Genomic DNA, 21,932 nt, shown 5'->3' on the forward strand with positions numbered 1-21,932 from the left:
CCGCGCACCCGGTCACGGCGTCGGCGGCGGCGGTCGACCGACATCGCGCGCCGACGCGCATAGATTTGCCCCATGGTTCCCGCCGCATCCGCACCCCTGTGGCCAGCGCCCGCCTCCGATCAGGAGAAGCGGGCGATACGACTCGAGATCGCCGTCGTGCTGGTCGTCACCTTCGGGCTGAGCGGGGCGAGCGCGGCGCTGTCACTGCTGGAAAGCGCGCTGTCACCGGGCGGGGTCGGGGGCCGGACGGTGGCGTTGAACGCGCCGCGCGCCGCGCAGTCGCTGATCGATCTGCTGTTCCAGCTGTTGAGCGTGGCGCGGCTGCTGGGCTGGGCGGCACTGGGCCTGTATCTGCTGTGGCGCAGCGGAATCGGGCCGCGCGCCCTCGGCCTGCTGCGCCTGCGCTGGCGCGCCGACGTGCTGCCGGGACTGGCGCTGACGGCGGTGATCGGAATCCCCGGGCTGGCGCTGTACCTGGTGGCGCATGCGCTCGGGGTGAGCGTGACCATCGTGCCGAGTTCGCTGGAGCATTGGTGGCGGCTGCCGGTGCTGGTGCTGTCGGCGTGGGCGAATTCGGCGGCCGAGGAGATTCTCGTGGTCGCCTATCTGATCACGCGATTGCGCGCGCTGGGCTGGTCGGAGAACAGGTCGCTGGTGGCCTCGGCGCTGCTTCGAGGCAGCTATCACCTGTATCAGGGTCTCGGCGGCGGTATCGGGAACCTGGTGATGGGTGTGATCTTCGGCCGCTACTGGCAGCGGACCGGGCGGCTGTGGCCGCTGCTGCTGGCGCACGCGCTGATCGACACGGTGGCCTATATCGGCTACACCTTCCTGCGCGGACACGTCTCCTGGCTGCCGTGATCACCTCGACGTGACCACCTCGAGATGAACCGCTTTCGGACGCGGATAAGTACAGTCTCAGGTGATGAACGGCGACGACCCCCGGCATGATGCACGGATGCGCCGGGAGTCGCCGCCGCGCGGGGCAGGCGAATCTCCGGCATATCCGCGGCAACCCCACCCCGGCGAGGCCCGCTGGGGCAGTCCGGCACAACCACCGCGGCGACAACCGCCCCGGCGACAGCCCGCTGCGCGGCAGCAGCCTCCGGGCCAGCAGCCACCGGGCCAGCAGCCACCGCGGCGACAACCGCGTGGTTCGCGTCCCGAGGACCGGCGCGATCCACCCGGCGGCCCCACCCGCCGCGGGCCACGCAACGAGCCCGAACCCGCGCTGGCCTGGTCCCAGGTGCCGCCGACGAAGCAGCCACCACCGCGGCAGCCGCGGCGCACCCCCGACGCGGGTGCGCCCACCCACGCGCCGACCCAACGCCCGGTGCGCCATCGCGAAGCCTCCCCGCCACCGCCCGCCTCGCCACCGCGCGCCAAGCGTGGCCGCGGCGCGCCCCCACCGCGGCGGCCGAAACGCAAGCGGCATTGGGGTCGCTGGCTGCTGGCGCTGCTCGTACTGCTGGTGAGCCTGCCCATCGCGGCCGTGTTCTATGTGGAGAACAATCTGATCCGCATCGACGCCATCGCGGATTACGACGATCGGGTGGGCGACACGCCCGGGACCAATTGGCTGCTGGTCGGTTCCGACAGCCGCGCCGGGCTGACCCCCGAGCGCGAACAGGAGTTGGCGACCGGCGGAGAGGTCGGGTCGGAGCGCACCGACACCATCATCCTGGTGCACATTCCGCGCTCCGGGCCGCCGACCCTGGTGAGCCTGCCGCGCGATTCGTATGTGAGCGTTCCGGGCTACGGCCGGGACAAGCTCAACGCCGCGTTCGCCTTCGGCGGTCCGCGATTGCTCACGCAGACCGTGGAGATCGCGACCGGCGTGCACATCGACCATTACGCGCAGATCGGGTTCGGCGGCTTCGCCGACGTGGTGGACGCGGTCGGCGGTATCGACATGTGCCTGCCGAATCCCATCGACGATCCGCTGGCCGGAATCGACCTGTCCGCCGGGTGCCAGCGGCTGAACGGCGCGCAGGCACTGGGATTCGTGCGCAGCCGCGCCACCGCGCTGGCCGACCTCGATCGCATGAACAACCAGCGGATGTTCATGGCGGCGCTGCTGAAGAAGGCCACCGCGACGAGCACTCTCGTCAATCCGTTCCGGGCGTGGCCGCTGCTGCGGGATACGACGAAGTCGCTGAAGGTGGATCAGGGTGCGCACGTGTGGGATGTAGCACGTCTGGGCTGGGCGCTGCGGGATGATCCGGCGGCCACCACGGTGCCGATCGGCGGCTTCACCGATACCGCGAGCGGCAATGTGCTGCTCTGGGACACAGCGAAAGCGTCGCAGTTCTTCGAGGCTTTGGCGGCCGACGAACCGATTCCCGATGAGCTTCTGACACCGGGCATTTAGGTCATCCTTGGTGAGGCAATACTTGCCTCAATAAGGCCGTCCTCAATAAGGCTGCACTTGGATGACAGGCGCTGTGACCAGGGTTAATGTCATGTCTATGTCCAGCCACGCCAAGACCCAACGCAGCAAGTTCCACGCCCTGCTGCACGACCAGATCCGTAACGAATTCAACGCCGAACACCAGTACATCGCAATGGCGGTGTGGTTCGACAATGCCGATCTGCCCGTGCTGGCCAAGCATTTCTACAAGCAGGCCGTCGAAGAGCGCAATCACGCGATGATGATCGTGCAGTACTTCCTCGATCGGGATATCAACGTCGAATTGTCCGACGTCGACGCCCCGAAGGCGCAGTTCGCCAATGCGAAGGAAGCGCTGCAGCTCGCGCTCTCCCAGGAGCAGGCGGTTACCGAGCAGATCGTCCAGCTCGCCAGCACCGCCCGGGAAGAGGGGGATTACTTGGGTGAACAGTTCATGCAGTGGTTCCTGAAGGAGCAGGTCGAGGAGGTCGCGCACATGAAGACCCTCGTCAATGTCGCCGAGCGGGCCGCCGCGAATCTGTTCGACCTGGAGAATTTCGTCGCGCGCGAGATGAGTTCGCCCTCGGACGCATCCGGTGCGCCGTCCACCGCGGGCGGTCATCTGTAAAGCGGTCCCCGAGTACGGCAGGCCCGGTCCCTTGCGCTGGACCGGGCCTGCCGTTCATCTCCCGGGGGGAGATCGATCACTCGGCGCTGAGGGAGCCGAGCAGACCGGTGATGATTTCGAGAATCGCGTCCATGGTTTTCCTCATCTCTTGCTTCGGCGAGAAGGTTCTCACCGCCCCCGACCTTCCGGGGTGATGAGAACCTAACCGAGAGCCAGGTTAGAAATGAGGGTTTTTCAAAAAATTCCCGAGGAAACTTCGCGAGTCAGCGCAAGGTGACCTGACGCGAACGCAGACCATCCCGCGAGCGGCGCTCCGCACTCGTCAGCGGTTCGTCCACCGCCAGCGCCTCGGCCAGCCGCGCACCGAATTCCGTTGCACCCGGCACCCATTCGCTGGCGTGCCGTTCGCGGTCCAGATCGAAGACCGGCACCAGCAGCCCGTGGGTCCGGAACGAGCCCGCGAACCGCGAACCCTCGCCCAGGTGCAGGTTCCCGGCCGCGTGCAGGCGGGCCAGGGCCAGCATCAAGGCGTCCTCGTCCTCCGGGCGCACCCAGCGCAGATGCGCCTTCTCACCGGCATCCACCCACCAGGCCGCGCCGATGGCGTCCCCGCCCAGCTCCAGCCGCGCCGACGGCATGATGGCCTGGTTCGCCTGCTCGATGGTGGCGGCCACCTGCGGATCCGGGGTGACCCCCGCCGGCACCCACCAGTTGAAGTCCTGATGCACCGTCAGATCCAGTGCCGCACCCGGATCCAGCACCTCGGCCAGGCTCGGCGCGCCGTCGGCACTGGTGGCGGCCAGCGACTCCCCCGGCTCCGCCGACTGGGTCCACAGAATCGCGGCGGCCAGATCCGCGGCCGGGTCACCGGACTGGAACTGCACCTGCACACCCACGAATCCGGACGGCTCGTCCCCGGCGCGCACCAGCGCCGACACCGCACCCGGCAGCACGGTCGCGAGAGTGACGGGACGTTCGGCGGCGACATTCGCCGACAGCTTCAGCGTGGCGGTCGCCGACGGCACGAACTCCCGTAGCGCCACCAGATCGCATTCCGCGGCCAAGCCCGCGAACGGCCGCGTCACCACCGACGCCGCCCGCTCCTGCGCCGCCCGACGCTCGGCCAGCTTCGCCTGCCGATTGCTCCCCGGCTTGGGACTGTTGCGCTTGCTCTTACCCATGAGGCGGGAGCGTAGCAGGACGGGGTACACATCCCCGCTTTGACCTGCTCATTTGCACTTCCTGACCGTTCCCTGCCGATCCCTCGGAATCCGCGGGGTTCAGCAGCGGTTCCGGGAGATTTCCGGCATGGAGAGCAAGCGCCAGCTACCTCGTGGTGGGTTGCAAACCGTTCACGAACGCCGTGAACGTCGCTCGCTGCTCGTCGGTCATCAGCTCCTTCGGGACCGCGACCGCTTGCAGCTTGCCGAACATGATGTACCAGACTTCGGGTGTCTCGATGACCCGACCGAACGCGGCCCAACGAATCCGCGACTCCACGAGCGAGTTGGCCACCGTTAACCACTCGTCGCTGATCGCCATCTGACATCCGTCCTTGACGGCACCGGCCTGCATTCGCAGCGTCCAGGCGACCGTGGCGCGGCCGACCACGAATACGAACGCGAGGCCGATGCCGGTGAAGACGTAGCCGATCGAATCTGTCGAGTCCAACATCAGCATGAAGAGGCCGAGCAGGACGATCACCACGCCCCCGACCCGCCACATGTTCAACTGATGCCGCATGACGAAGCGGATGGTGCGGCGCAGCCGCTCCTCTTCGTAAGGCACCCACATGGAAATCTGCACCACCGCATCGTAAGTCGGCGAGCGCCACAGGACCCACCCAGACAGACCAATCGGTATCTCTGGTGCGTGCTGCGGCTACGACGGACAACAACCGCGACGACACGGCACAATCCGGTCGTCTGCGGGTCACCGCCGTTCGATCACGACCTCGGCCGCTCACCTGCAACCGACCATCACACCCCCACGCGAGGGCATGACGCGAAGGCCCGCGAACCGGAAGCGGTTCGCGGGCCTCGCACCTCACTGCGGGTCGGCTCAGCCGAAGATGAGGCCCTTGCCCTGGGAGACGGCGCGGGCGAAGCGCTCCTGCACGTCCTCCCAGTTGACGACGTTCCAGAACGCGGTCACGTAGTCGGCCTTGACGTTCTTGTACTGCAGGTAGAAGGCGTGCTCCCACATGTCGACCTGCAGCAGCGGGATGATGCCCAGCGGGACGTTGGCCTGCTGGTCGTACAGCTGGAAGGTCAGCAGCTTCTGGCCCAGGGTGTCGTAACCCAGGACGGCCCAGCCGGAGCCCTGCAGACCGTTGGCCGCGGCGGTGAACTGCGCGCGGAACTTGTCGAACGAACCGAACTGGTCGTCAATGGCGGCGGCCAGGTCGCCGACCGGCTTGTCGCCACCGTTGGGGGAGAGGTTCTTCCACCAGATGGAGTGGTTCACGTGGCCACCCAGGTGGAAGGCCAGGTTCTTCTCGTACAGGAAGATCGCGCCGTGGTCGCCCTTCTCGCGGGCCTCCTCCAGCTTCTCGAGCGCGGTGTTCGCGCCCGCGACATAGGCGGCGTGGTGCTTCGAGTGATGCAGTTCGTTGATCTGCCCGGAGATGTGGGGCTCCAGGGCGCTGTAGTCGTAATCCAGATCTGGCAGCGTGTACTCAGCCACGATGTCCCTTCCTCAGTGTCGGGGCCGTGTGCCCTCGGTGTGTAGAGCGCACCCAACCATCATTCGTACACCCGCTCGGTTGCAACCGGGGGCGCTCCCCCCTGATTCCGGCGCCGGTCGATAATCCCAGCAAGTGGACGGTGCCCGCCCAGCACGGGCACAAACAGGCCCCGCTCGGGGCCGGGACGGCTGCCGTAGCATCGAACCCATGTCGTGGTACGACGAGCTCGTAGCCCGCATACGACTGCCGCAGGCCGCGCCGGTGACGCCGGAGCAGGCGTTGCCCGGCCGTCCCGAGCCGCTGGTCGTCCCGGAGCGGCATGTCGTCAACGGGCATCCGCTGAAACCTCCGTTCCCGGCGGGCACGGAGGTCGCGGTGGTGGCCATGGGCTGCTTCTGGGGCGCGGAGCGCGGCTACTGGCTGCACGACGGCGTGTACAGCACCGCCGTCGGATACGCCGGGGGCTATACGCCCAACGCCACCTACGAGGAAGTGTGTTCGGGGCGCACGGGGCATACCGAGGCGGTGTTGGTCGCGTACGACCCCGAGGTCGTCGACTACGCGGGCATCCTGCGGCGGTTCTGGGAGAACCACGATCCGACCCAGGGCATGCGACAGGGCAACGACCGCGGCACCCAATATCGCTCGGCCGTGCTGACTCTCGACGACGGACAGCGCGACACCGCGCACGAGACCGCGGCGGCGTACCAGGAACGTCTCACCGCGGCCGGATTCGGCAGCATCACCACCGAGATCGCCGCGCTGCCGGATCTGTCCGCGTTCTACTACGCCGAGGGCTACCACCAGCAGTATCTGGCGAAGAACCCCGGCGGCTACTGCCCCGACCACGGCACCGGCGTGCGGTGCCCGGGCGGCCCGGGCGCGTAGGGACGTCGCGCCGGGCTACAGCGCCGGGACGATATCCGGTCGCATGGTGCGGGGATCGCACTTGTCGTGCGCTTCCCACCACCGCAGGCCGCCCGCGATGAAATCCGCGACCGGGATCTCGCGCCCGTGGCAGTCCTGGATGCCCACCCGGTCGAACCACACGCGGATATCGAGTTCGCGCGGGTCGATGCCCTCCTCCTGGGAGAACTCGAAGATGTGCGCGCCCTCGGTCGCACCGAGCACGGTGTCGAAGCTGAGCAGTTCCCGCCACAGCGCCCAGCTGCTGTCGTCGAGATCGAAGAATTCCCAGCCGTGCAGTGCACCGCCGCCGAAGCTGCGCACCGCGTCCCCGAGCGTCTCGAGGGTGGCGGGCAGAATCTCCGGCTCCAGGGCGTCCCACTGCTGGCAGCGGAAGGAGGCGGCGACCCGGCTGACGCCGGAGAAGGTGAGGAAAACCGCGCAGTCGGCGGGCGGCGGCCCGTCGAGCGGCAAGGTCAGCACATCGAGCTCGAGCCGTAGCCGAGCATTTGCTGGTTCGACCTGCATACCGAGGCAGGTCGCCTCGGACAGGGCGGTGTTGAGTCCGTTGGTGTCCAGTGAGTCGAGTAGCCCCCTGCTCGTATCCATGGTCCGAGGCTACCGAAAGTGCCTGCGTGAACCGGGGATTTTCGTTTTTGTGCAGTGTTGTCGTTTTATACGGTTCCGCAGGGAACCGATCGGCCCGGCGGTGCGTCCAAGAAGATGTCCGGCCGAACGCTCCGGCACGTGGAGGGGACCTACCGGGGCGCTCGGCCGGACATTCCGGACAGGTCTCGACCTGTGGATCAGGTTGTGGATTATGTGGATAACCTGCCGCTCGACCGGAATGGAACTCCCCCGCCGCCGCGCCCCCGTGGCAGGATCGACAGGGTGACGAGCCCCGACATACCCTCGGTACCGATCGACGCCGTGCCCGCGGAGTTCGACGTCGCCGAGCCGTGGGGCACGACCGACAGCGTGCCCGCCCTCCTGCTCGACGTCCGCGAGCCCGACGAGTGGCGGCTCGGCCACGCACCGGGCGCCATGCACATCCCCATGGTCGACGTCCCGGCGCGCACCGACGAAATCGATATCGACGCCCAGGTGTACGTGATCTGCCGCCAGGGCGGCCGCTCCATCCAGGTGGCCCAGTACCTCGAGCACATCGGCTACGAGGTGCTGCACGTCTCCGGCGGCATGGTCGCCTGGCAGCAGGCGGGCCGTCCGCTCACCGGTGACGACGAGCAACAGGCGAAGATCTACTAGATGAAAGGGGGGACCCGTCCGGTGAGTTCCGTTCCGCGATCGCCGGCGCGATCGCAGGTGGTGCAGCCCTGCGCCCGCTGCGGCGCGCGCTGGGCCGTGCAGGGCACTCCGCTGCACTGGTGCCCGCGCTGCCGCGGCGTGCTGCTCTCGCCCGCACCCGTCGACGCCCCTCCCGCCCGCCGCAACTACCGGTGGGTCGCCCGGCCGCCCGGCCGCCGCAAGAGCCCCGCGCCCGTCCCGCGCCGCTCCGGCTCATGGGAGACCCCGCACTACACCCGGATTCCACGCTGGGGGCTGCGCGACGTGCCGCCGCGGCCCGCCGTCGGGCCGACCGGGCGGCTGGACCGGCTCGCCGCCCGCGTACCGCTGCTGCTGACCGTGACCGCCGGTCTCTTCTTCGCCGCCGGTCTCGCCGAACTGGGCCGCTACGGCATCCTGCTGCGCAACCGCACCCGGCTCATCGAACCGTGGCTGCTGGCGCTCTCCGACGCGCTCGTCTACACCACCGCCCTGGCCGCCCTGCTGCTGGCGCTGGTGAGCGCGGTCGCCGTGGTCGGGCGGCTCGCCGATCTGCGGCGCGCCGCGTACGCCCGAGCCGGACAACGCGATCCGCGGTCGCCGCTCATGCTGGCGCTGGGCTGCCTGGTCCCGGTCGCGAATCTGCTGTGGCCCGGCGTCTTCCTCACCGAGGTGGCACGCCGGCGCGCGGATCCGCGGCTGCTTCGGGCCGTCCGGATCTGGTGGGGCGTCTGGATCGTCAATGCCCTCATGGTGTTCGGCGCGCTGCTGTGGCGGCTGCCGGATTCGCTGCAGGCCGAGGCCGACGGCGTGTTGTGGACCGCCGTCACCGACCTGATCGCCGCGGGCGTGGCCGTGCTGACGCTCTGGGTGATGCGCGGCTGCGAGGGGCTGGATGTGCTCGGACGCCCGCAGGCCACGCACCGGTGGACCGTGGCGACGGCCCCGGCCGAACCCGTCATCGAGCCGGTACGGCCGGGCGGGTCCGCCGAACGCGCGCCGCGCGCCACCGTCGGGAATGATGAGGCCACCGTGAGTGCACCGGCCGGTGAGCCCCAAAACCCGGACGGTTCGCCGGAATTCGAGCATGAGGAGGTATTGGCGAAGTGAGCCGGGACAGTCGTGCGCCGTTCGTGGTCGCGCATCGGGGCGCATCGGCGGCGAAACCCGAACACACCCTCGCCGCGTACGAACTCGCACTCCAGGAGGGCGCCGACGGCGTCGAATGCGATGTGCGACTGACCAAGGACGGCCAGCTGGTGTGCGTGCACGACCGCACGGTCGACCGCACCTCCTCCGGCACCGGCGCGGTCAGCGAGATGACCCTCGCCGAACTCGAGGCCCTCGACTTCGGGGCGGACGGCGAGCCCGCCGCCGTGCTCACCCTCGCCCAGCTCATCGAGCTGGTGCTGGACTGGAAGAGCCGCCCCACCAAACTCTTCATCGAGACCAAGCATCCGGTCCGGTACGGCGCGCTGGTGGAGACCACGCTGCTGAACGAATTGCAGCGCTACGGCATCGCCACCCCCGCCTCCGCCGACCATTCCCGCGCGGTGGTCATGTCCTTCGCCGCGACCGCGGTCTGGCGCATCCGCCGCGCCGCGCCGTTGCTCCCGACGGTCCTGCTCGGCGAGTCGTCGCTCTACCTGTCCGGCGGCGCGGCCACCACGGTGGGCGCGACCGCCGTCGGCCCCTCGGTGCGTACCCTGCGCGAGCACCCCGACCTGGTCGACAAGGCCGCCGCCGCGGGCCGCGCCACCTACTGCTGGACCGTCGACGACGCCGACGACGTCCAACTCTGCGCCGACCTCGGCGTCAGCTGGGTGGCGACCAACCACCCGGGCCGCACCAAGGGCCTGCTGACCGTCTAGCCCGTGCCGTGGCCTCGCGCCCCACGACGCTGGCGGTACGGCGGAGCGACCTCGGGGAGGAGCACGAAATGCGCAGGCTGCGAACATTTCTCGTCGAGGCGGCCGCGACCGTGTCGGGCGCGCTTGCCGTCGCGGCGGTGCTGATCTTCGGCTTCGGCTGGCAGGGCGTCGGCGTCATCCTGGTATCGGTGCCGGTGGGCCTGATCCTCGGCGAACTGGGCATCGCCGCGCTGCGGGCACGCCGCGCCGACGCGGGGCCGCGCGAGCGCGCGTAGACCGTCGGGACCGCCACCGATGCGCAGGGAACCGGCCGTTACTCGTCGGCGGACCCGTCTGCTAGCACTCTCTGGTACTTGTGTGCCAGTTCATTTCCCGGGCAACCTGGGTATCCCTACTGGTAGGACGGGCAGGGCCGCCCCGATTTCGGAATCTCGGGAGGCAGAGATGCATACGAACGACGACCACATCGGCGTCACGCCATTCCAGGCGCGCGGGTCGCTGCGCGGCTTCCTCATCTCGGGGCGGTGGCCGGACTCCACCAAGGAGTGGGCGCAGCTGCTGGTGCTGGCGGTGCGGGTGGCGAGCCTGCCGGGGCTGCTGCCGACCAGCATGGTCTTCGGCACCCGCGATGACCTCCCCGACGATCCGGAACCGGGAACCGTGGGATTGGTGCTGGCCGAGGGGCCGGTGCTCGGCGAGGAGGCGGTGCAGCCGGGTCGGTTTGCCGAACATGTGCCATCGGCCCTGCTCATGCTGCATCCACCGCGCGAGACGCGGCCCTCGCTGCCCGAGCTGGCGGGCGCGGCGTCGGGCTGCGTGCTGCTGCCGGGGGTGCCGCATCTGGGGCTGGAACATCGCGCGGCCTGGGTGGAGACCGATTGCGACGGCGTGGTGACCTCCATGGTTTCGCGTGTGGGCGTCGATCCGATCAGCGATCCCGACACCGCGGTTCTGGCCATGCTGCTGGCCGCGTGAGGGTTCCCGAAACCACCGGGCAGGACTCCCAAACTTATTGCGCGCATTGCGATTTCGATTACTCCGGGTTGGCGGCGGGCGGTTTGCCGGGGTAGAGTGGCCGACAGCGAAGGGGAGTAGCCCCCAATCGCGCAGTCGACATACTGGTCCCGTCGCGGATCCGGCTGCGGGAACCGGAATTCCGGTGGGCGAGACCTTCGGCCGATGACAACCGATCCGAATTACCGGTGCGGTGTCGGCTGAAGGCTCTGTGTCGTTCAGCCGACAGGCCGGAGCCCTGGGAGCCTGAACGATGATCACCACCGTGTTGCTGAGTTTCGGCGCACTGTTCCTCGCCGAACTCGGCGACAAATCGCAACTCATGGCGCTGACATTCGCGCTGCGCTACCGCTGGTGGGTGGTGCTGAGCGCGATCGCCACCGCGAGCGTGGCGGTGAACCTGATGGCCGTCGGGGTGGGCCACTTCCTCGGCGCGGCGCTGCCGACCGAGTTGATCTCGCTGCTCGCCGCCGCCATCTTCCTGGCCGTTGGTCTGTGGACGCTGCGCGACGTGCTGCCCGCACCGGCCGCGGAGGAATCCGGCACGGCGACCACCCGGCCCACGTCACGCTCGGCGTTCTTCGTGGTGCTGTCCGCGTTCATGCTCGCCGAGCTGGGCGACCGCACCATGTTCGCGACCATGGCGCTCGCCACCGACCGGGGCTGGCTGGCGGTGTGGATCGGCTCGGTGGCCGGCATGGTGGCGGCGGGCGGACTGGCCATCGCCATCGGCGTGACCGTGGGCAGGCATATTCCGGAGCGCGCCATCGCCACCTGCTCGGGCCTGCTTTTCCTCTACTTCGGCGCGCTGACGCTGCTGGGGACCGTGACCCGGATGGGTCCCGCGGCCACCGCGCTCGCCGCCGCCGGGCTACCCGTCCTGGCCGGGCTCGTGCTGCTGTTCCTGCGCCGCCAGCGGCGTGCCGAACAGGTCTCCGCTGCGGGCGACCAGTTCGAGTATGGGCTCCCGCAGGTCGTGCAGTCCCTCGATGTCGTCGGTGGCGATACACGCGGTGACCATGGAGCTCAGGGCCGCAACCAGGGTCTGGCAGGCGAATAGCTGCTGGTCGGTTTCCGCGCCCAGCACATCGCCGACGATGGCGACGAAGGTCTCCTGCAGGCTGGTGCGGCGGTGGATGGCCTCGCTGCCGACCGCGTAGACCTCGACCAGGAACAGCCGGGCGTAGGCGGGATGCGCGGACAGTCCGTCCAGGTAGGAGGCGAGCAGCCGCTCCAACCGCTGCCGCTGGGTTTCCCCCTCGGGACTGCGGCCGGTGGCGTCGAGGATGCCGGCGAGCAACAGCTCCACCGCACGTTCGAAGGCGGCCTCGAAGCAGTCCTCCTTGGAGCGGAACTGCTCGTAGAAGGTCTCGCGGGAGACCCCGGCGCGCTTGATGATGGCCGCCACCGGCGTGCCGACATAGCCGTTCTCGGCCATCGCCTCGGCCATGGCGAGCAGGATGCGGTCGCGCTGGGCGCGCACCACGGTCTCGCGGGGCAGGCCGTGGCGGCCGCGGGGCAGGCGGGCGGTGACTGCCGAGTCGGTCATACGGTCTCCGTCGTGCGTGTTCAGGCGGGTCGCCGCAGGCGGCGGGGGCGGGCGGGCTGGTCGGTCGTGTAGGGCGCCACCTCGGCGCGGGCGATCTCCACACCGGGTGCGACACCCGACCGCAGCGCCGTATCCACGGTCCACTGCCCGATGCCGCGGAACCACAGCAGCGGACCCACCCAATAGGGTGACACGACCCGCCGCGATCGGCGTGCCAGCGCGCGTTCCAGACCGTCGATGGCCGGGCCCAGCGGGGCCACGTTCGAGACGGTGTCGCGGCCCAGGATGGCGTACGCGGCCTCGGTGCCGAACCCGCGCCCGGTCATCTCGGTGTCGAGTTCGGCGAAGTAGGCGATGCCGACGCGAGCTCCGGTGTGCCGCAATTCGATCCGCAGCGTGTTGCCGAGCGCGTCGACCGCGGCCTTGGAGGCGCTGTACGCCCCCGCCAGGGGGAGATGGATGGCCGCCGCCAGCGACGACACCAGCAGCGCGTAGCCGCCCGCGTGGGCGATATGCGGTCCGGCCGCGCGCAGCGTGTAGTACACGCCGAGCACGTTGACGGTGAGCGTCTCCTCCAATACCGCCGGATCGCCGCCGATGAGGGGCAGCTGCCGGGCGATACCGGCATTGGCGACCACGGCGTCCAGTCCGCCGAGTTCGCCGACCAGGGAGGTGATCACCCGTTCGACCTGGGTCGGGTCGCCGATGTCGCAGTACCGCCACGGGGCGTCGCCGCAGTCGGCGGCCACCTGGGCCAGCAGATCCTGCTCGATGCCCAGCAGGGCGACCCGTGCGCCGTTCGCGTGCAGTTGGCGGGCGAGCGCGGCCCCTATCCCCCGCGCCGCGCCGGTGATGAGAATCCGGCGTCCCGCGATGGAAGGGGACGGACCGAAGGGACGCAGCCAACGGGCCGAGCGGGCGTTCATGGGCTGACCGTACCACTCAACGAACAGCGATGTTCGCAAACCAGACCTGCGGCCCACTCCCGGACCCGTCGCAGCCGCGCTGCGGCCCACCGTTATCGTGCTATTGACGGAAGGCCAGCGAGAGGCCGTCCACCGTTGGAGAGGACCAATCACCGTGGAGATTTCGGGCTCCGCCGCAATTGTCACCGGAGGCGCGTCCGGTCTGGGCGCCGCGACCGCCAAGCGCTTCGCCGACCTGGGCGCCACCGTCTTCGGGCTCGACCTGCCGCAATCGATCGAGCGCGCCGGGGACAGCGTGCCCGCCGGTGTCACCCTGATCCCGACCGACGTCACCAGCGGTGACGAGGTGGCCGCCGCGGTCACCCAGGTCGTCGAGTCCGGCGTGCCGCTGCGCATCGTCGTCAACTGCGCCGGTGTGGGCTGGGCGGGCCGCATCCTGTCCAAGAACGGACCGCACGATCTGGAGCTGTTCCGCACGGTCATCACCGTGAACCTGCTCGGCTCCTTCAATGTCATGCGCCTGGCCGCCGAGGCCATGGCCAAGACCGAGCCGGTCGACGAGTACGGCCAGCGCGGCGTCGTCATCAACACCGCCTCGGTGGCGGCGTTCGAGGGGCAGATCGGCCAGATCGCCTACTCCGCCTCCAAGGGCGGCGTGGCCGGTATGACCATTCCGGCCGCCCGCGACCTGGCGCAGTTCGGCATTCGCGTCAACACCATCGCGCCCGGCATCATCGACACCCCGATGCTCGCCGGCGTCACCGAGGAGTACCGCAAGGGCCTCGAGGCGGGCGTCCCCTTCCCGTCGCGGCTGGGCCGCCCCGACGAGTACGCGCAGCTGGCGCAGTACATCGCCGAGCACGACTACCTGAACGGCGAGACCTTCCGCATGGACGGCGCGCTGCGCATGGCGCCGCGCTGACGCTGTGTCGTGGGGGCTTCGCCCCCACACCGGCACCTGGAAACCACAAGGCCCGCACCGGAATCCGGTGCGGGCCTTGGTCTTCGAGGTCGGAGCTCGAATATTCCAAGCCTATCCAAGCGCTATATGTCTCAGTGCTTGCGCACAGCGGAGGCCTGCGGCCCCTTCTTGCCCTCGGTGATCTCGAACGAAACCTGCTCGCCCTCTTCGAGGCCGCGGTAGCCGGTGCCTTCGATCTCCGAGTAGTGGACGAAAACGTCGGGGCCACCCTCGCGCGAGATGAAGCCGTAGCCCTTCTCCGCGTTGAACCACTTGACGGTGCCCTGAACCATTACCTTCTCCTGACAGGGTGTTCTTATATAACGGTCGCCGCGGTCACGGCGACCGGGTCGATTCAGACGGCGACTTGCTACTTGGATGCCAAGAGAAGCGACGCCCGCACAATGTTCCGCGCGAGCATGTGTCAAGCATGAACACGAAAAACCAACGACCAAGAAGTACAACGTACGCTACGAAGGCGGGTTCCCGAAACCGCCTAAACATGTCGATGGTCACAAAAACGGCCCGGCACGCATAACAGACCACTGATCGTGTTTCTGGTGGGAGTGCCCGCCCCCGCGGACACTCCCCTCCAGGTCAGACCGTACGGGTGAGCCGTTCGGCCAGGATGCGGGCGAACTGCGCCGGATCCTTCAGCTCGCCGCCCTCGGCCAGCACCGCGGTGCCGTACAGCAGTTCGGCGGTCTCGGCCAGATCCGAGCTGTCCTCCGCCGAACGCTGCGCGAAGGCATCGCGCAGACCCGTCACCAACGGGTGCGTCGGGTTCAGCTCCAGAATGCGCTTGGTGTGCGGCAGGTCCTGCCCGGAGGCGCGGTACATGCGCTCCAGCATCGGGGTGAAGTCGAACACGTCACCCACGACGCAGGCGGGCGAGGTGGTGAGCCGGTTGGTCAGGCGCACCTCCTTGACCTCCTCGGCCAGGGTCTCCCCCAGCCACTTCAGCACATCGGCGAAATCCTTCTCCTGCTGCTCGCGCAGGGCCTCGGACTCCTTCTTCTCCTCCTCGGTCTCCAGATCCACCTCACCCTTGGCGATGGACTGGAACGGCTTGCCGTCGAACTCCGGCACCGCGCCGACCCACATCTCGTCCACCGGGTCGGTGAGCACCAGCACCTCGATGCCCTTGGCCCGGAACGCCTCCATATGCGGGGAGTTCTCGATCTGCTGGCGGGACTCGCCGGTCAGGTAGTAGATCGCGGACTGGCCGTCGGACATGCGCTCCACGTACTCCGCCAGCGAGGTGGGCTCGGTCTCGGAGTGGGTGGAGGCGAACGAGGCGATGCTCAGGATGGTCTCGCGGTTGTCGGTGTCGGAGAGCAGACCCTCCTTGACGACCCGGCCGAATTCCTTCCAGAACGTCTCGTACTTGGCGGCGTCCCCGTCCTCGGCCTGCCCGGCCGCCTTCATGTCCTTGACCGTGGACAGCACCTTCTTGACCAGCCGCTTGCGGATGGCCCGGATCTGGCGGTCCTGCTGCAGGATCTCGCGCGAGACGTTCAGCGACAGATCCTGCGCGTCCACCACGCCCTTGACGAAGCGCAGATACTCCGGCATCAGCTCTTCGCAGTTGTCCATGATGAACACCCGGCGCACATACAGCTGCACACCGCGCTTGTGCTCGCGCGCGAACAGGTCGAACGGCGCGTGCGACGGGATGAACAGCAGTGCCTGGTACTCGAAGGTGCCCTCGGCCTTCATCGGGATGATCTCGAGCGGATCGTCCCAGGCGTGCGAGACGTGCTTGTAGAACTCCTTGTACTCCTCCTCGGACACCTCGCTCTTGGGCCGGGTCCACAGGGCTTTCTGGGAGTTCAGCGTCTGGGTCTCGGTGATCTGCTTCTCGGTCTTCTCCTCACCCTCACCCTCGGTGACGGTCCGCTCGACATCCATGCGGATGGGCCAGGCGATGAAATCCGAGTACTTGCGGACGATCTCGCGGAGCTTCCACTCCTGCGTGTAGTCGAAGAGATGATCGTCCTCGTCGACCGGCTTGAGGTGCAGTGACACCGCCGTGCCCTGCGGGGCCTCGTCCAGCTCCTCGATGGTGTAGGTGGAGCTGCCCGCGCTCGACTCCCAGCGGGTGCCGCCGGTCTCGCCCGCCTTGCGGGTGGTGAGGGTGACCCTGTCGGCCACCATGAAGGTCGAGTAGAAGCCGATGCCGAACTGGCCGATCAGCTCCTCCGCCTCGGTCTGCGACTTCTTGGCCTCCAGCAGTTGCTTGCGCAGCTCCGCCGTGCCGGACTTGGCGAGGGTGCCGATCAGATCCACGACCTCGGCACGAGACATGCCGATGCCGTTGTCACGCACGGTCAGCACCCGGTTGTCCCGGTCCACCTCGAGTTCGATGTGCAGGTCGGAGGTGTCGGCGGTCAAATCCTTGTCGCGGAACGACTCGAGCCTCAGCTTGTCGAGAGCATCGGAGGCATTCGAGATCAGTTCCCGCAGGAAGGTGTCCTTGTTCGAATAGACCGAGTGGATCATCAGCTCCAGCAGCTGATGCGTCTCGGCCTGAAACTCCAGTTGTTCGACGTGATCGGTCACGTCGTGATGGTACGACGAGCGAAATCGGCGATGGAGGGAACCTCCGCATCCGCGCGATCGGTCATCCAATCCCGCAGGATCTTCGTGGCCAGCACGTCGTCCTCGTTGTATTCGAGAATGCGGGTGCGCTGCGACAGATCCGGATCGCCCTCGTAGCCGACGGCCAGGCGATACCAGCTCATGGAGGCCTCGCCACCGGCCTCCGGATCGCGCCAGGCGAAACCGGCGACGGGGGCGATCTTCTTGAGGCCCTTGCCGTTCGGGCAGATGAACTGCTCGGACACGGCCTGGAACATGTCCACCCAGTCCGGGCCGTCGACGAACTGCTGGATCTGCTTCTCGGTCGGGATGCCCGGCCGTCCGGCGAAGCGGCGGGCCGACTCGTAGAGCCACTTGTCCTCGGCGGTGCGGGAATAGCAGTAGGCGGCAAAGGTTCTGCCGCTGTCCTTCGCCTCGGCGCGCACGCCCATCAGCCAGTTCCAGAACTCGGCGAAGGAGCGGCCCTCGTCCGGGGTCGGCAGCGGATCCCAGGTGACGAACGGACGGTAGACGCCGTCGAGCAGGGTGCCCCACAGGTAGGCGCCGTGCTCCTGGAAGCTCTCCAGGTCCACGTCCACCTCGACGTCCGCGCGCCGCACCGTGACCCGGTCGACCCGGCGGACCAGGGGTGCGCCGGTGGCCCAGGCGCGGGCGGTGACCACGGTCTCGGTGAACGGCTCGTACTGCCAGTCGTCCGGATCGTCGCCGGTCCAGCCGGCCAGATCGTCGATGGTGTCGACGCCGTGGCGGCGCAGCACCTCGGCGCGCGAGCCGGGCGCGACCAGGCTGATATCGCGGTGGGCGATGAGCCACTTCTCGCACGCGCCGTCGAGGGCGTCCACGGCCACCGGGTCGGCGGTCTCGGCCGAGGTCACCGGGACCGGTGCGGGTCGGGTCGCCGCGCCGTTGGCGGGCGTGGGTTCGGCGCGGGCGGCGGTGTCGCGGGCGGCCGTCGCCGCAGCGCTCGGATCCGGGGCCGCCGGGGCGGTGCGGGTCCACCACGGGCACTGGCGGCACTCGGGCACCTTCGACGGGATGGTCGGCAGCTCCCCCCGCACCACGGCGATGCGGTCGGCGTAGCGCTGGTCGTAGTCGTCCAGGACGGGGCCGAGGTCGTGCACCAGGATGCGGTCGAAGTGATAGCCGATGGCGCCGCCGACCAGGGCGGGGCTGGCGTAGCCGTGGCGCTGCAACATGCGGTAGAGGTGCGCCAGCCGCTGCTGGTCGCGCTGCTGCGGGCGGGTGCGGACGTGCTTGTCCGGCTTGGGATTCCACCGGTGCAGGTCGCTGGTGGTGGGGTGGTAGTCGGCCGGATCCGGCTGGCGCGGATCGGTGACCTTGTGGTTCACCACGATGATCGGGATGTAGCCGCCGCGATCGGTGTCCCGCCACAGGATTTCGCAGCCGCCGCGGCGGCCGGTGTCGGGTTCCTGCGGCAGCAGCGCGCCCCAGATGCGGTCGACGCCCGCCGCGCACGCCGCCATGGTGGCCGCGGCGCGCTGCGCGGCCGAGCGGGTCGGGTCGATGACCACCCAGCGGGCCGGATCGGCCGCGATCAGCGTGTCGCGCACATTCTCCCGATGCGCCTGCGCCGCCTCCCGGCGCTGCTTCACGCCCGCGTCCTCGGCCACGCCCGCCATCGCGCCCGGGTACAGCGCGTCCAGATGCAGCCGGTGGCGGCAGCCGATCAGCGCCCGCGCGTCGATGAAGGGCACCCGCCGAGTAGCGGAATCGGCCGTCGGCCCAGGCGAATCGGACCCCACGGCCGCCGCCGTATCGGCCGGTCGCCGATCGTCGGCTGCGCCGTGTCTGTCGCGACCCACCCGGTCGCCAATGCCCGAATCCACGCATAGCAGTATGGCGTGAACCCCCGACACCGCCCGCCGCCCGCCCCTCCCCGGCGCGGTCGTCACCACCGGCGGCGGTAAACGGGCATCACGGTCACGGTCGCGGGGGTGGACCGGCTAGGGTGGGCGGCAAACCGTGTGACATGGGCGGACGGGCGAATTCCCCGGCCTGTGCCGCCATGGCGAACCAGCGTGACGGAGGCCGTTCTATGGGGTTGTTCACCAAGCGCAAGAAGCGGGTCAGCCGCCGAGCGGAGGCGAAGGCCCTCAAGCACAAGGCGGCGATCGAGGCCAAGCTCGGGGCGAAGAACGAGCGCAAGCGGAACCGGGCCGAGATGCGCACCCAGGAGAAGGTGGCCAAGGCGCAGATCGCGGCGCTCGAGGCGGAGAAGAAGGCGGCGCTCAAGGTGGCGGCGCGGGCCGACCGCGAGCTGTTCAGCGCGGCGCAGGTGCGCAAGGCCCTCGGCGTGGCGCGGATCCTGGTGCCGGTGCTGGCGCCCCTGGCCTACCGCGGTGCGACCTTCGTGCGCGGCCAGCTCGACAATCGGCGGGCGCAGCAGCTGGGGATCGGGCTGGATCAGCTCAGCGAATTCTCCGGGCCGGGCGCGAAACTGCGGGCGCGCATCGCCAATGTGGAGACCACGCTCGGTGAGCTGGAGGCCAAGGACACCGCCGGGGACACCAAGAAGTTCGCCAGCGCCACCCGCGACCGCCTGGACAGCCTGACCGCCGCCGTGCGCACCGCCGACCAGATGCCCGTGCAGCGCCGCCGCGCGGTGCACGCCTCCATCTCCAATGAACTGTCCGGCGTCGAGTCGGACGTGCTCGCACGCCTCGGCGTGCGCTGACCCCGCCCTGCGATGCCGAACCGTGGCCGTACCGACCGCCGAGGCGATATGCCCGGCGGGACCGGGCGGTCACGCAAACCCGAAGGGGGACACGCCCGCTCGGCCTGCCCACCGCCTCCGCGCGCGGGCTCGGAACCGATGCGACCGGTTACCGTGTGCCTCGGACCGGGGCGGTTCGGCCACGGTGCGCAATCGCCTGCACGGCAGCACGAACCGCACCGGATGCGCGTCGGACCGGGACCGCTCGCGCACGGTACGCAATCACCCGCACGGCAGCACGAACCGCACCGGATGCGCGTCGGACCGGGACCGCTCGCGCACGGTACGCAATCACCTGCACGACGGCACGAACCGCACCGGATACCCGCCGGACCGGGACCGCTCACTCACGGCGCGCAATCGCCTGCACGGCAGCACGAATCGCACCGGATGCGCGTCGGACCGGGACCGCTCGCGCACGGTACGCAATCACCTGCGCGACAGCACGAACCGCACCGGATGCGCGGGTTCCTGGTCGGGGTCACGGTCGCGGCGCTGGCCATTGCCGCGCACGGGGCGGCCGGGGCCGACATTCCCGAGTCGGCGGGTGTGACGCTGCTGCTGATGATCGCCGGGACGGTCGGGGTGGCGGCGGGGCCGTCGCGCAGCCGGGCGGCGCTGCTCGGCTGGCTGCTCGCCGGGCAGCTGGCCTGCCATGGCGCGTTGTCGGTGCTCTCCGGGCACGACCACGACTCGGGTGCGGTGAGCGACCGGTGGATGATCTCCGCCCATGTGCTGGCGGCCGGGTGCTGCGCGGTGCTGCTGGCGGTGACCGAGCGACTGTACGGGCTCGTCTCCCAGACGGTTCGGGTGGCGACCACCCGGCCCGCCGCGCCGCCGCCACGCGGTGGGGCGAGCCGGTGGCCGAGTGCGGCGGGGGCGGTAGGGCACCCGCATGCCGTCGGTGCGATCGGCCCCCGCGCACCGCCCGTCCCGGGCTGTCGCTGACCACAGCCGAACGGGCTGCCGCGCCGCCGCCGCACACCGTCGACGCGCCGCGCCGACCACACCGGCCGAACGCTCGCGGCACCGGCCGACGGCACACCGGCGCGCTGGGCCGACAGCACCGGTCACGCCGTGGGCGGCGACACCGTTCCCCGTGCCGACGACGGCCCGAATGCCCCAAACACCCACCGAACCTTTGTCAGAAAAGGCCATTCACTCATGCACACCACCGTTTCGCGTGCGCTCGGCACGGCCGTCGCGGCCGCGAGCCTCACGCTGCTGGGCGCGGGCACCGCCTTCGCACATGTCTCCGTGGACGCGCCCGGCGCACAGCAGGGCGGGTACACCGTCGCCACCTTCCGGGTGCCGACCGAATCCGATACCGCGTCCACCACCGAACTGGTCGTCACGCTGCCGAACCTGAAGAGCGCGCGCACCGAGCCACTCCCCGGCTGGACCGCGAAGGTCGACCGCAACTCCGACGGTGAGGCGACGTCGGTCACCTGGACCGCCGATCCCGGCAACCCGGGCGTGGGTCCGGGCCAGTTCCAGCGTTTCGCGATCTCCCTGGGGAAACTCCCCGAGACCGAGACCGTGAGCTTCGCCGCCGCCCAGACCTACAGTGACGGCAAGGTCGTGAACTGGGACCAGCCGGTGACTGCCGACGGCGAGGAACCCGAACGCCCCGCTCCGACACTGACTCTCGCCGCGGGCGACGGCGACGGCCACACCCACGGCAGTTCCACCGCCGCGGAGAGCGACACCGACACCACCGCCCGCTGGCTCGGCGGCATCGGCCTGGCGCTGGGCGCGCTGGGTTCGGCCCTGGGTCTGGGCGCGGTCCTGCGGAGCCGCCGGTCATGATGCGACGTGTGATCGCCGGTGTGGTCACCGGCCTGCTGGTGAGCGGTATGGCCCTGCTGGGCGCGGGCACCGCGAGTGCGCATTCGTCGGTGGTGGGCAGTGACCCGGCCGCCGGGGCGGAGATCGCGACAGGCCCGGAGCGGGCCACGGTCACCTTCAACGAGGATCTCCAGACCAGTTTCCCGTCCATGACCGTGACCGGCCCGGACGGCAATCTCTGGTCGAAGGGCGAGCCGACGGTGGACGGCCGCACCATCAGTGTGGCGGTCGGCGAGCTGGGCCCGGCCGGCGAGTACAAGATCGCCTATCGCGTCACCTCCGCGGACGGCCACCCGGTGAGCGGCAAGATCAGCTTCACCCTCACCCAGGAGGGCGCCGGCGCCCCCGGCCCGAAGGCGAACGCCAAGGCGGGCGAGGACGGCGACGAGGGCGGCTTCCCGCTGTGGATCTTCATCGTGGGCGCGGTGGTGCTGTTCGGCGGCGGCCTCGCCTTCGCGCTGCTGGGCGGACGGGGCAAGCGACGTCCGTGAGCCGGTCCGACCGCACCGATCGCCGTGGGGAGACCGGTGGCATC

General features: G+C 69.5%; 23 protein-coding genes and 1 pseudogene. 15 read left to right on the plus strand and 9 right to left on the minus strand.

The window, feature by feature from the left end; all coding sequences use genetic code 11:
• The first annotated feature begins 72 nt into the window (after positions 1-72).
• The 3 genes from QMO76_RS22620 (at position 73) to QMO76_RS22630 (ending at position 3,017) form a co-directional block, all read left to right on the plus strand.
• A complete protein-coding gene (locus QMO76_RS22620; protein ID WP_306363325.1) occupies positions 73-861 on the plus strand; it encodes a CPBP family intramembrane glutamic endopeptidase in 789 nt (262 codons plus the stop codon).
• A 64-nt stretch (positions 862-925) separates the two neighbouring features.
• On the plus strand, positions 926-2,371 hold the full coding sequence (locus tag QMO76_RS22625) for an LCP family protein (RefSeq protein WP_306363326.1): 1,446 nt from the start codon (positions 926-928) through the stop codon (positions 2,369-2,371).
• A 97-nt stretch (positions 2,372-2,468) separates the two neighbouring features.
• Complete coding sequence (locus QMO76_RS22630; protein WP_306363327.1) at positions 2,469-3,017, plus strand: ferritin; 549 nt, start codon at positions 2,469-2,471, stop codon at positions 3,015-3,017.
• A 263-nt stretch (positions 3,018-3,280) separates the two neighbouring features.
• Here the strand turns inward: QMO76_RS22630 and QMO76_RS22635 are convergent, their stop codons facing one another.
• From QMO76_RS22635 to QMO76_RS22645, 3 genes are all read right to left on the minus strand, one after another.
• A complete protein-coding gene (locus QMO76_RS22635; protein ID WP_306363328.1) occupies positions 3,281-4,198 on the minus strand; it encodes a DUF5926 family protein in 918 nt (305 codons plus the stop codon).
• A 145-nt stretch (positions 4,199-4,343) separates the two neighbouring features.
• Positions 4,344-4,823, minus strand: coding sequence for a YcxB family protein (locus tag QMO76_RS22640; RefSeq protein WP_306363329.1), 480 nt, complete (start codon positions 4,821-4,823; stop codon positions 4,344-4,346).
• 255 nt (positions 4,824-5,078) lie between these two features.
• Complete coding sequence (locus QMO76_RS22645; RefSeq protein WP_306363330.1) at positions 5,079-5,702, minus strand: superoxide dismutase; 624 nt, start codon at positions 5,700-5,702, stop codon at positions 5,079-5,081.
• A 208-nt stretch (positions 5,703-5,910) separates the two neighbouring features.
• Between QMO76_RS22645 and msrA the strand changes: the two genes are divergently transcribed.
• The gene (gene msrA, locus QMO76_RS22650; RefSeq protein WP_306363331.1) at positions 5,911-6,591 is read left to right on the plus strand and encodes a peptide-methionine (S)-S-oxide reductase MsrA; all 681 of its coding nucleotides are present in this window, start codon (positions 5,911-5,913) and stop codon (positions 6,589-6,591) included.
• A gap of 15 nt (positions 6,592-6,606) precedes the next feature.
• On the opposite strand, the gene QMO76_RS22655 is transcribed toward msrA, so the two are convergent.
• Positions 6,607-7,218, minus strand: coding sequence for a hypothetical protein (locus QMO76_RS22655; RefSeq protein WP_306363332.1), 612 nt, complete (start codon positions 7,216-7,218; stop codon positions 6,607-6,609).
• 282 nt (positions 7,219-7,500) lie between these two features.
• On the opposite strand from QMO76_RS22655, the gene QMO76_RS22660 reads away from it, so the two are divergent.
• The 6 genes from QMO76_RS22660 (at position 7,501) to QMO76_RS22685 (ending at position 11,838) form a co-directional block, all read left to right on the plus strand.
• Positions 7,501-7,875 carry a rhodanese-like domain-containing protein gene (locus tag QMO76_RS22660; RefSeq protein ID WP_306363333.1) on the plus strand — a complete coding sequence of 125 codons (375 nt, stop codon included), beginning with the start codon at positions 7,501-7,503 and terminating at the stop codon, positions 7,873-7,875.
• 21 nt (positions 7,876-7,896) lie between these two features.
• A complete protein-coding gene (locus tag QMO76_RS22665; protein ID WP_306363334.1) occupies positions 7,897-9,003 on the plus strand; it encodes a DUF4328 domain-containing protein in 1,107 nt (368 codons plus the stop codon).
• On the plus strand, positions 9,000-9,764 hold the full coding sequence (locus tag QMO76_RS22670) for a glycerophosphodiester phosphodiesterase (protein ID WP_143983335.1): 765 nt from the start codon (positions 9,000-9,002) through the stop codon (positions 9,762-9,764). Before QMO76_RS22665 ends, QMO76_RS22670 begins: the two co-directional genes overlap by 4 nt.
• Positions 9,765-9,832: 68 nt before the next feature.
• Positions 9,833-10,039, plus strand: a complete 207-nt coding sequence (locus QMO76_RS22675; protein WP_306363335.1) for a hypothetical protein — start codon at positions 9,833-9,835, stop codon at positions 10,037-10,039.
• A 169-nt stretch (positions 10,040-10,208) separates the two neighbouring features.
• Positions 10,209-10,739: a peptidase gene (locus QMO76_RS22680; protein WP_306363336.1), complete on the plus strand. Its 531-nt coding sequence runs from the start codon at positions 10,209-10,211 to the stop codon at positions 10,737-10,739.
• Between the two features lie 292 nt (positions 10,740-11,031).
• Positions 11,032-11,838 carry a TMEM165/GDT1 family protein gene (locus QMO76_RS22685; protein WP_306363337.1) on the plus strand — a complete coding sequence of 269 codons (807 nt, stop codon included), beginning with the start codon at positions 11,032-11,034 and terminating at the stop codon, positions 11,836-11,838.
• Between the two features lie 273 nt (positions 11,839-12,111).
• On the opposite strand, the pseudogene QMO76_RS22690 reads toward QMO76_RS22685, so the two are convergent.
• Positions 12,112-12,327 (minus strand): annotated as a pseudogene (locus tag QMO76_RS22690) (TetR/AcrR family transcriptional regulator); the annotation flags it as partial.
• A gap of 20 nt (positions 12,328-12,347) precedes the next feature.
• Positions 12,348-13,253: an SDR family NAD(P)-dependent oxidoreductase gene (locus tag QMO76_RS22695; protein ID WP_306363338.1), complete on the minus strand. Its 906-nt coding sequence runs from the start codon at positions 13,251-13,253 to the stop codon at positions 12,348-12,350.
• 154 nt (positions 13,254-13,407) lie between these two features.
• Between QMO76_RS22695 and QMO76_RS22700 the strand changes: the two genes are divergently transcribed.
• Entirely contained in the window at positions 13,408-14,175 is a 768-nt protein-coding gene (locus QMO76_RS22700) for an SDR family NAD(P)-dependent oxidoreductase (RefSeq protein ID WP_306363339.1), read from the plus strand.
• Between the two features lie 131 nt (positions 14,176-14,306).
• On the opposite strand, the gene QMO76_RS22705 is transcribed toward QMO76_RS22700, so the two are convergent.
• From QMO76_RS22705 to QMO76_RS22715, 3 genes are all read right to left on the minus strand, one after another.
• A complete protein-coding gene (locus tag QMO76_RS22705; protein WP_029930487.1) occupies positions 14,307-14,507 on the minus strand; it encodes a cold-shock protein in 201 nt (66 codons plus the stop codon).
• Positions 14,508-14,811: 304 nt separating this feature from the next.
• Complete coding sequence (gene htpG / locus QMO76_RS22710; RefSeq protein WP_306363340.1) at positions 14,812-16,776, minus strand: molecular chaperone HtpG; 1,965 nt, start codon at positions 16,774-16,776, stop codon at positions 14,812-14,814.
• On the minus strand, positions 16,773-18,662 hold the full coding sequence (locus QMO76_RS22715) for a TM0106 family RecB-like putative nuclease (protein WP_372342046.1): 1,890 nt from the start codon (positions 18,660-18,662) through the stop codon (positions 16,773-16,775). Before QMO76_RS22715 ends, htpG begins: the two co-directional genes overlap by 4 nt.
• 209 nt (positions 18,663-18,871) lie before the next feature.
• Between QMO76_RS22715 and QMO76_RS22720 the strand changes: the two genes are divergently transcribed.
• The 4 genes from QMO76_RS22720 (at position 18,872) to QMO76_RS22735 (ending at position 21,888) form a co-directional block, all read left to right on the plus strand.
• A complete protein-coding gene (locus tag QMO76_RS22720; RefSeq protein WP_306363341.1) occupies positions 18,872-19,510 on the plus strand; it encodes a DUF6474 family protein in 639 nt (212 codons plus the stop codon).
• A 498-nt stretch (positions 19,511-20,008) separates the two neighbouring features.
• Positions 20,009-20,497: a hypothetical protein gene (locus QMO76_RS22725; RefSeq protein ID WP_306363342.1), complete on the plus strand. Its 489-nt coding sequence runs from the start codon at positions 20,009-20,011 to the stop codon at positions 20,495-20,497.
• A gap of 216 nt (positions 20,498-20,713) precedes the next feature.
• The gene (locus tag QMO76_RS22730) at positions 20,714-21,358 is read left to right on the plus strand and encodes a YcnI family protein (RefSeq protein ID WP_306363343.1); all 645 of its coding nucleotides are present in this window, start codon (positions 20,714-20,716) and stop codon (positions 21,356-21,358) included.
• Positions 21,355-21,888, plus strand: coding sequence for a copper resistance CopC family protein (locus QMO76_RS22735; protein WP_306363344.1), 534 nt, complete (start codon positions 21,355-21,357; stop codon positions 21,886-21,888). Before QMO76_RS22730 ends, QMO76_RS22735 begins: the two co-directional genes overlap by 4 nt.
• The last annotated feature ends 44 nt before the right edge of the window (positions 21,889-21,932 follow it).

Origin of the sequence: Nocardia sp. CC227C (genome assembly GCF_030767025.1) — a bacterium.
Lineage (GTDB): Bacteria > Actinomycetota > Actinomycetes > Mycobacteriales > Mycobacteriaceae > Nocardia.

Bases quoted from the DNA above. Each gene is read 5' to 3' on its own strand.
- QMO76_RS22620 (WP_306363325.1), top strand. From the start codon at position 73: ATGGTTCCCGCCGCATCCGCACCCCTGTGGCCAGCGCCCGCCTCCGAT.
- QMO76_RS22625 (WP_306363326.1), top strand. From the start codon at position 926: ATGAACGGCGACGACCCCCGGCATGATGCACGGATGCGCCGGGAGTCG.
- QMO76_RS22630 (WP_306363327.1), top strand. From the start codon at position 2,469: ATGTCCAGCCACGCCAAGACCCAACGCAGCAAGTTCCACGCCCTGCTG.
- QMO76_RS22635 (WP_306363328.1), bottom strand. From the start codon at position 4,198: ATGGGTAAGAGCAAGCGCAACAGTCCCAAGCCGGGGAGCAATCGGCAG.
- msrA (WP_306363331.1), top strand. From the start codon at position 5,911: ATGTCGTGGTACGACGAGCTCGTAGCCCGCATACGACTGCCGCAGGCC.
- QMO76_RS22655 (WP_306363332.1), bottom strand. From the start codon at position 7,218: ATGGATACGAGCAGGGGGCTACTCGACTCACTGGACACCAACGGACTC.
- QMO76_RS22675 (WP_306363335.1), top strand. From the start codon at position 9,833: ATGCGCAGGCTGCGAACATTTCTCGTCGAGGCGGCCGCGACCGTGTCG.
- QMO76_RS22680 (WP_306363336.1), top strand. From the start codon at position 10,209: ATGCATACGAACGACGACCACATCGGCGTCACGCCATTCCAGGCGCGC.
- QMO76_RS22685 (WP_306363337.1), top strand. From the start codon at position 11,032: ATGATCACCACCGTGTTGCTGAGTTTCGGCGCACTGTTCCTCGCCGAA.
- QMO76_RS22695 (WP_306363338.1), bottom strand. From the start codon at position 13,253: ATGAACGCCCGCTCGGCCCGTTGGCTGCGTCCCTTCGGTCCGTCCCCT.
- QMO76_RS22705 (WP_029930487.1), bottom strand. From the start codon at position 14,507: ATGGTTCAGGGCACCGTCAAGTGGTTCAACGCGGAGAAGGGCTACGGC.
- QMO76_RS22720 (WP_306363341.1), top strand. From the start codon at position 18,872: ATGGGGTTGTTCACCAAGCGCAAGAAGCGGGTCAGCCGCCGAGCGGAG.
- QMO76_RS22725 (WP_306363342.1), top strand. From the start codon at position 20,009: ATGCGCGGGTTCCTGGTCGGGGTCACGGTCGCGGCGCTGGCCATTGCC.
- QMO76_RS22730 (WP_306363343.1), top strand. From the start codon at position 20,714: ATGCACACCACCGTTTCGCGTGCGCTCGGCACGGCCGTCGCGGCCGCG.
- QMO76_RS22735 (WP_306363344.1), top strand. From the start codon at position 21,355: ATGATGCGACGTGTGATCGCCGGTGTGGTCACCGGCCTGCTGGTGAGC.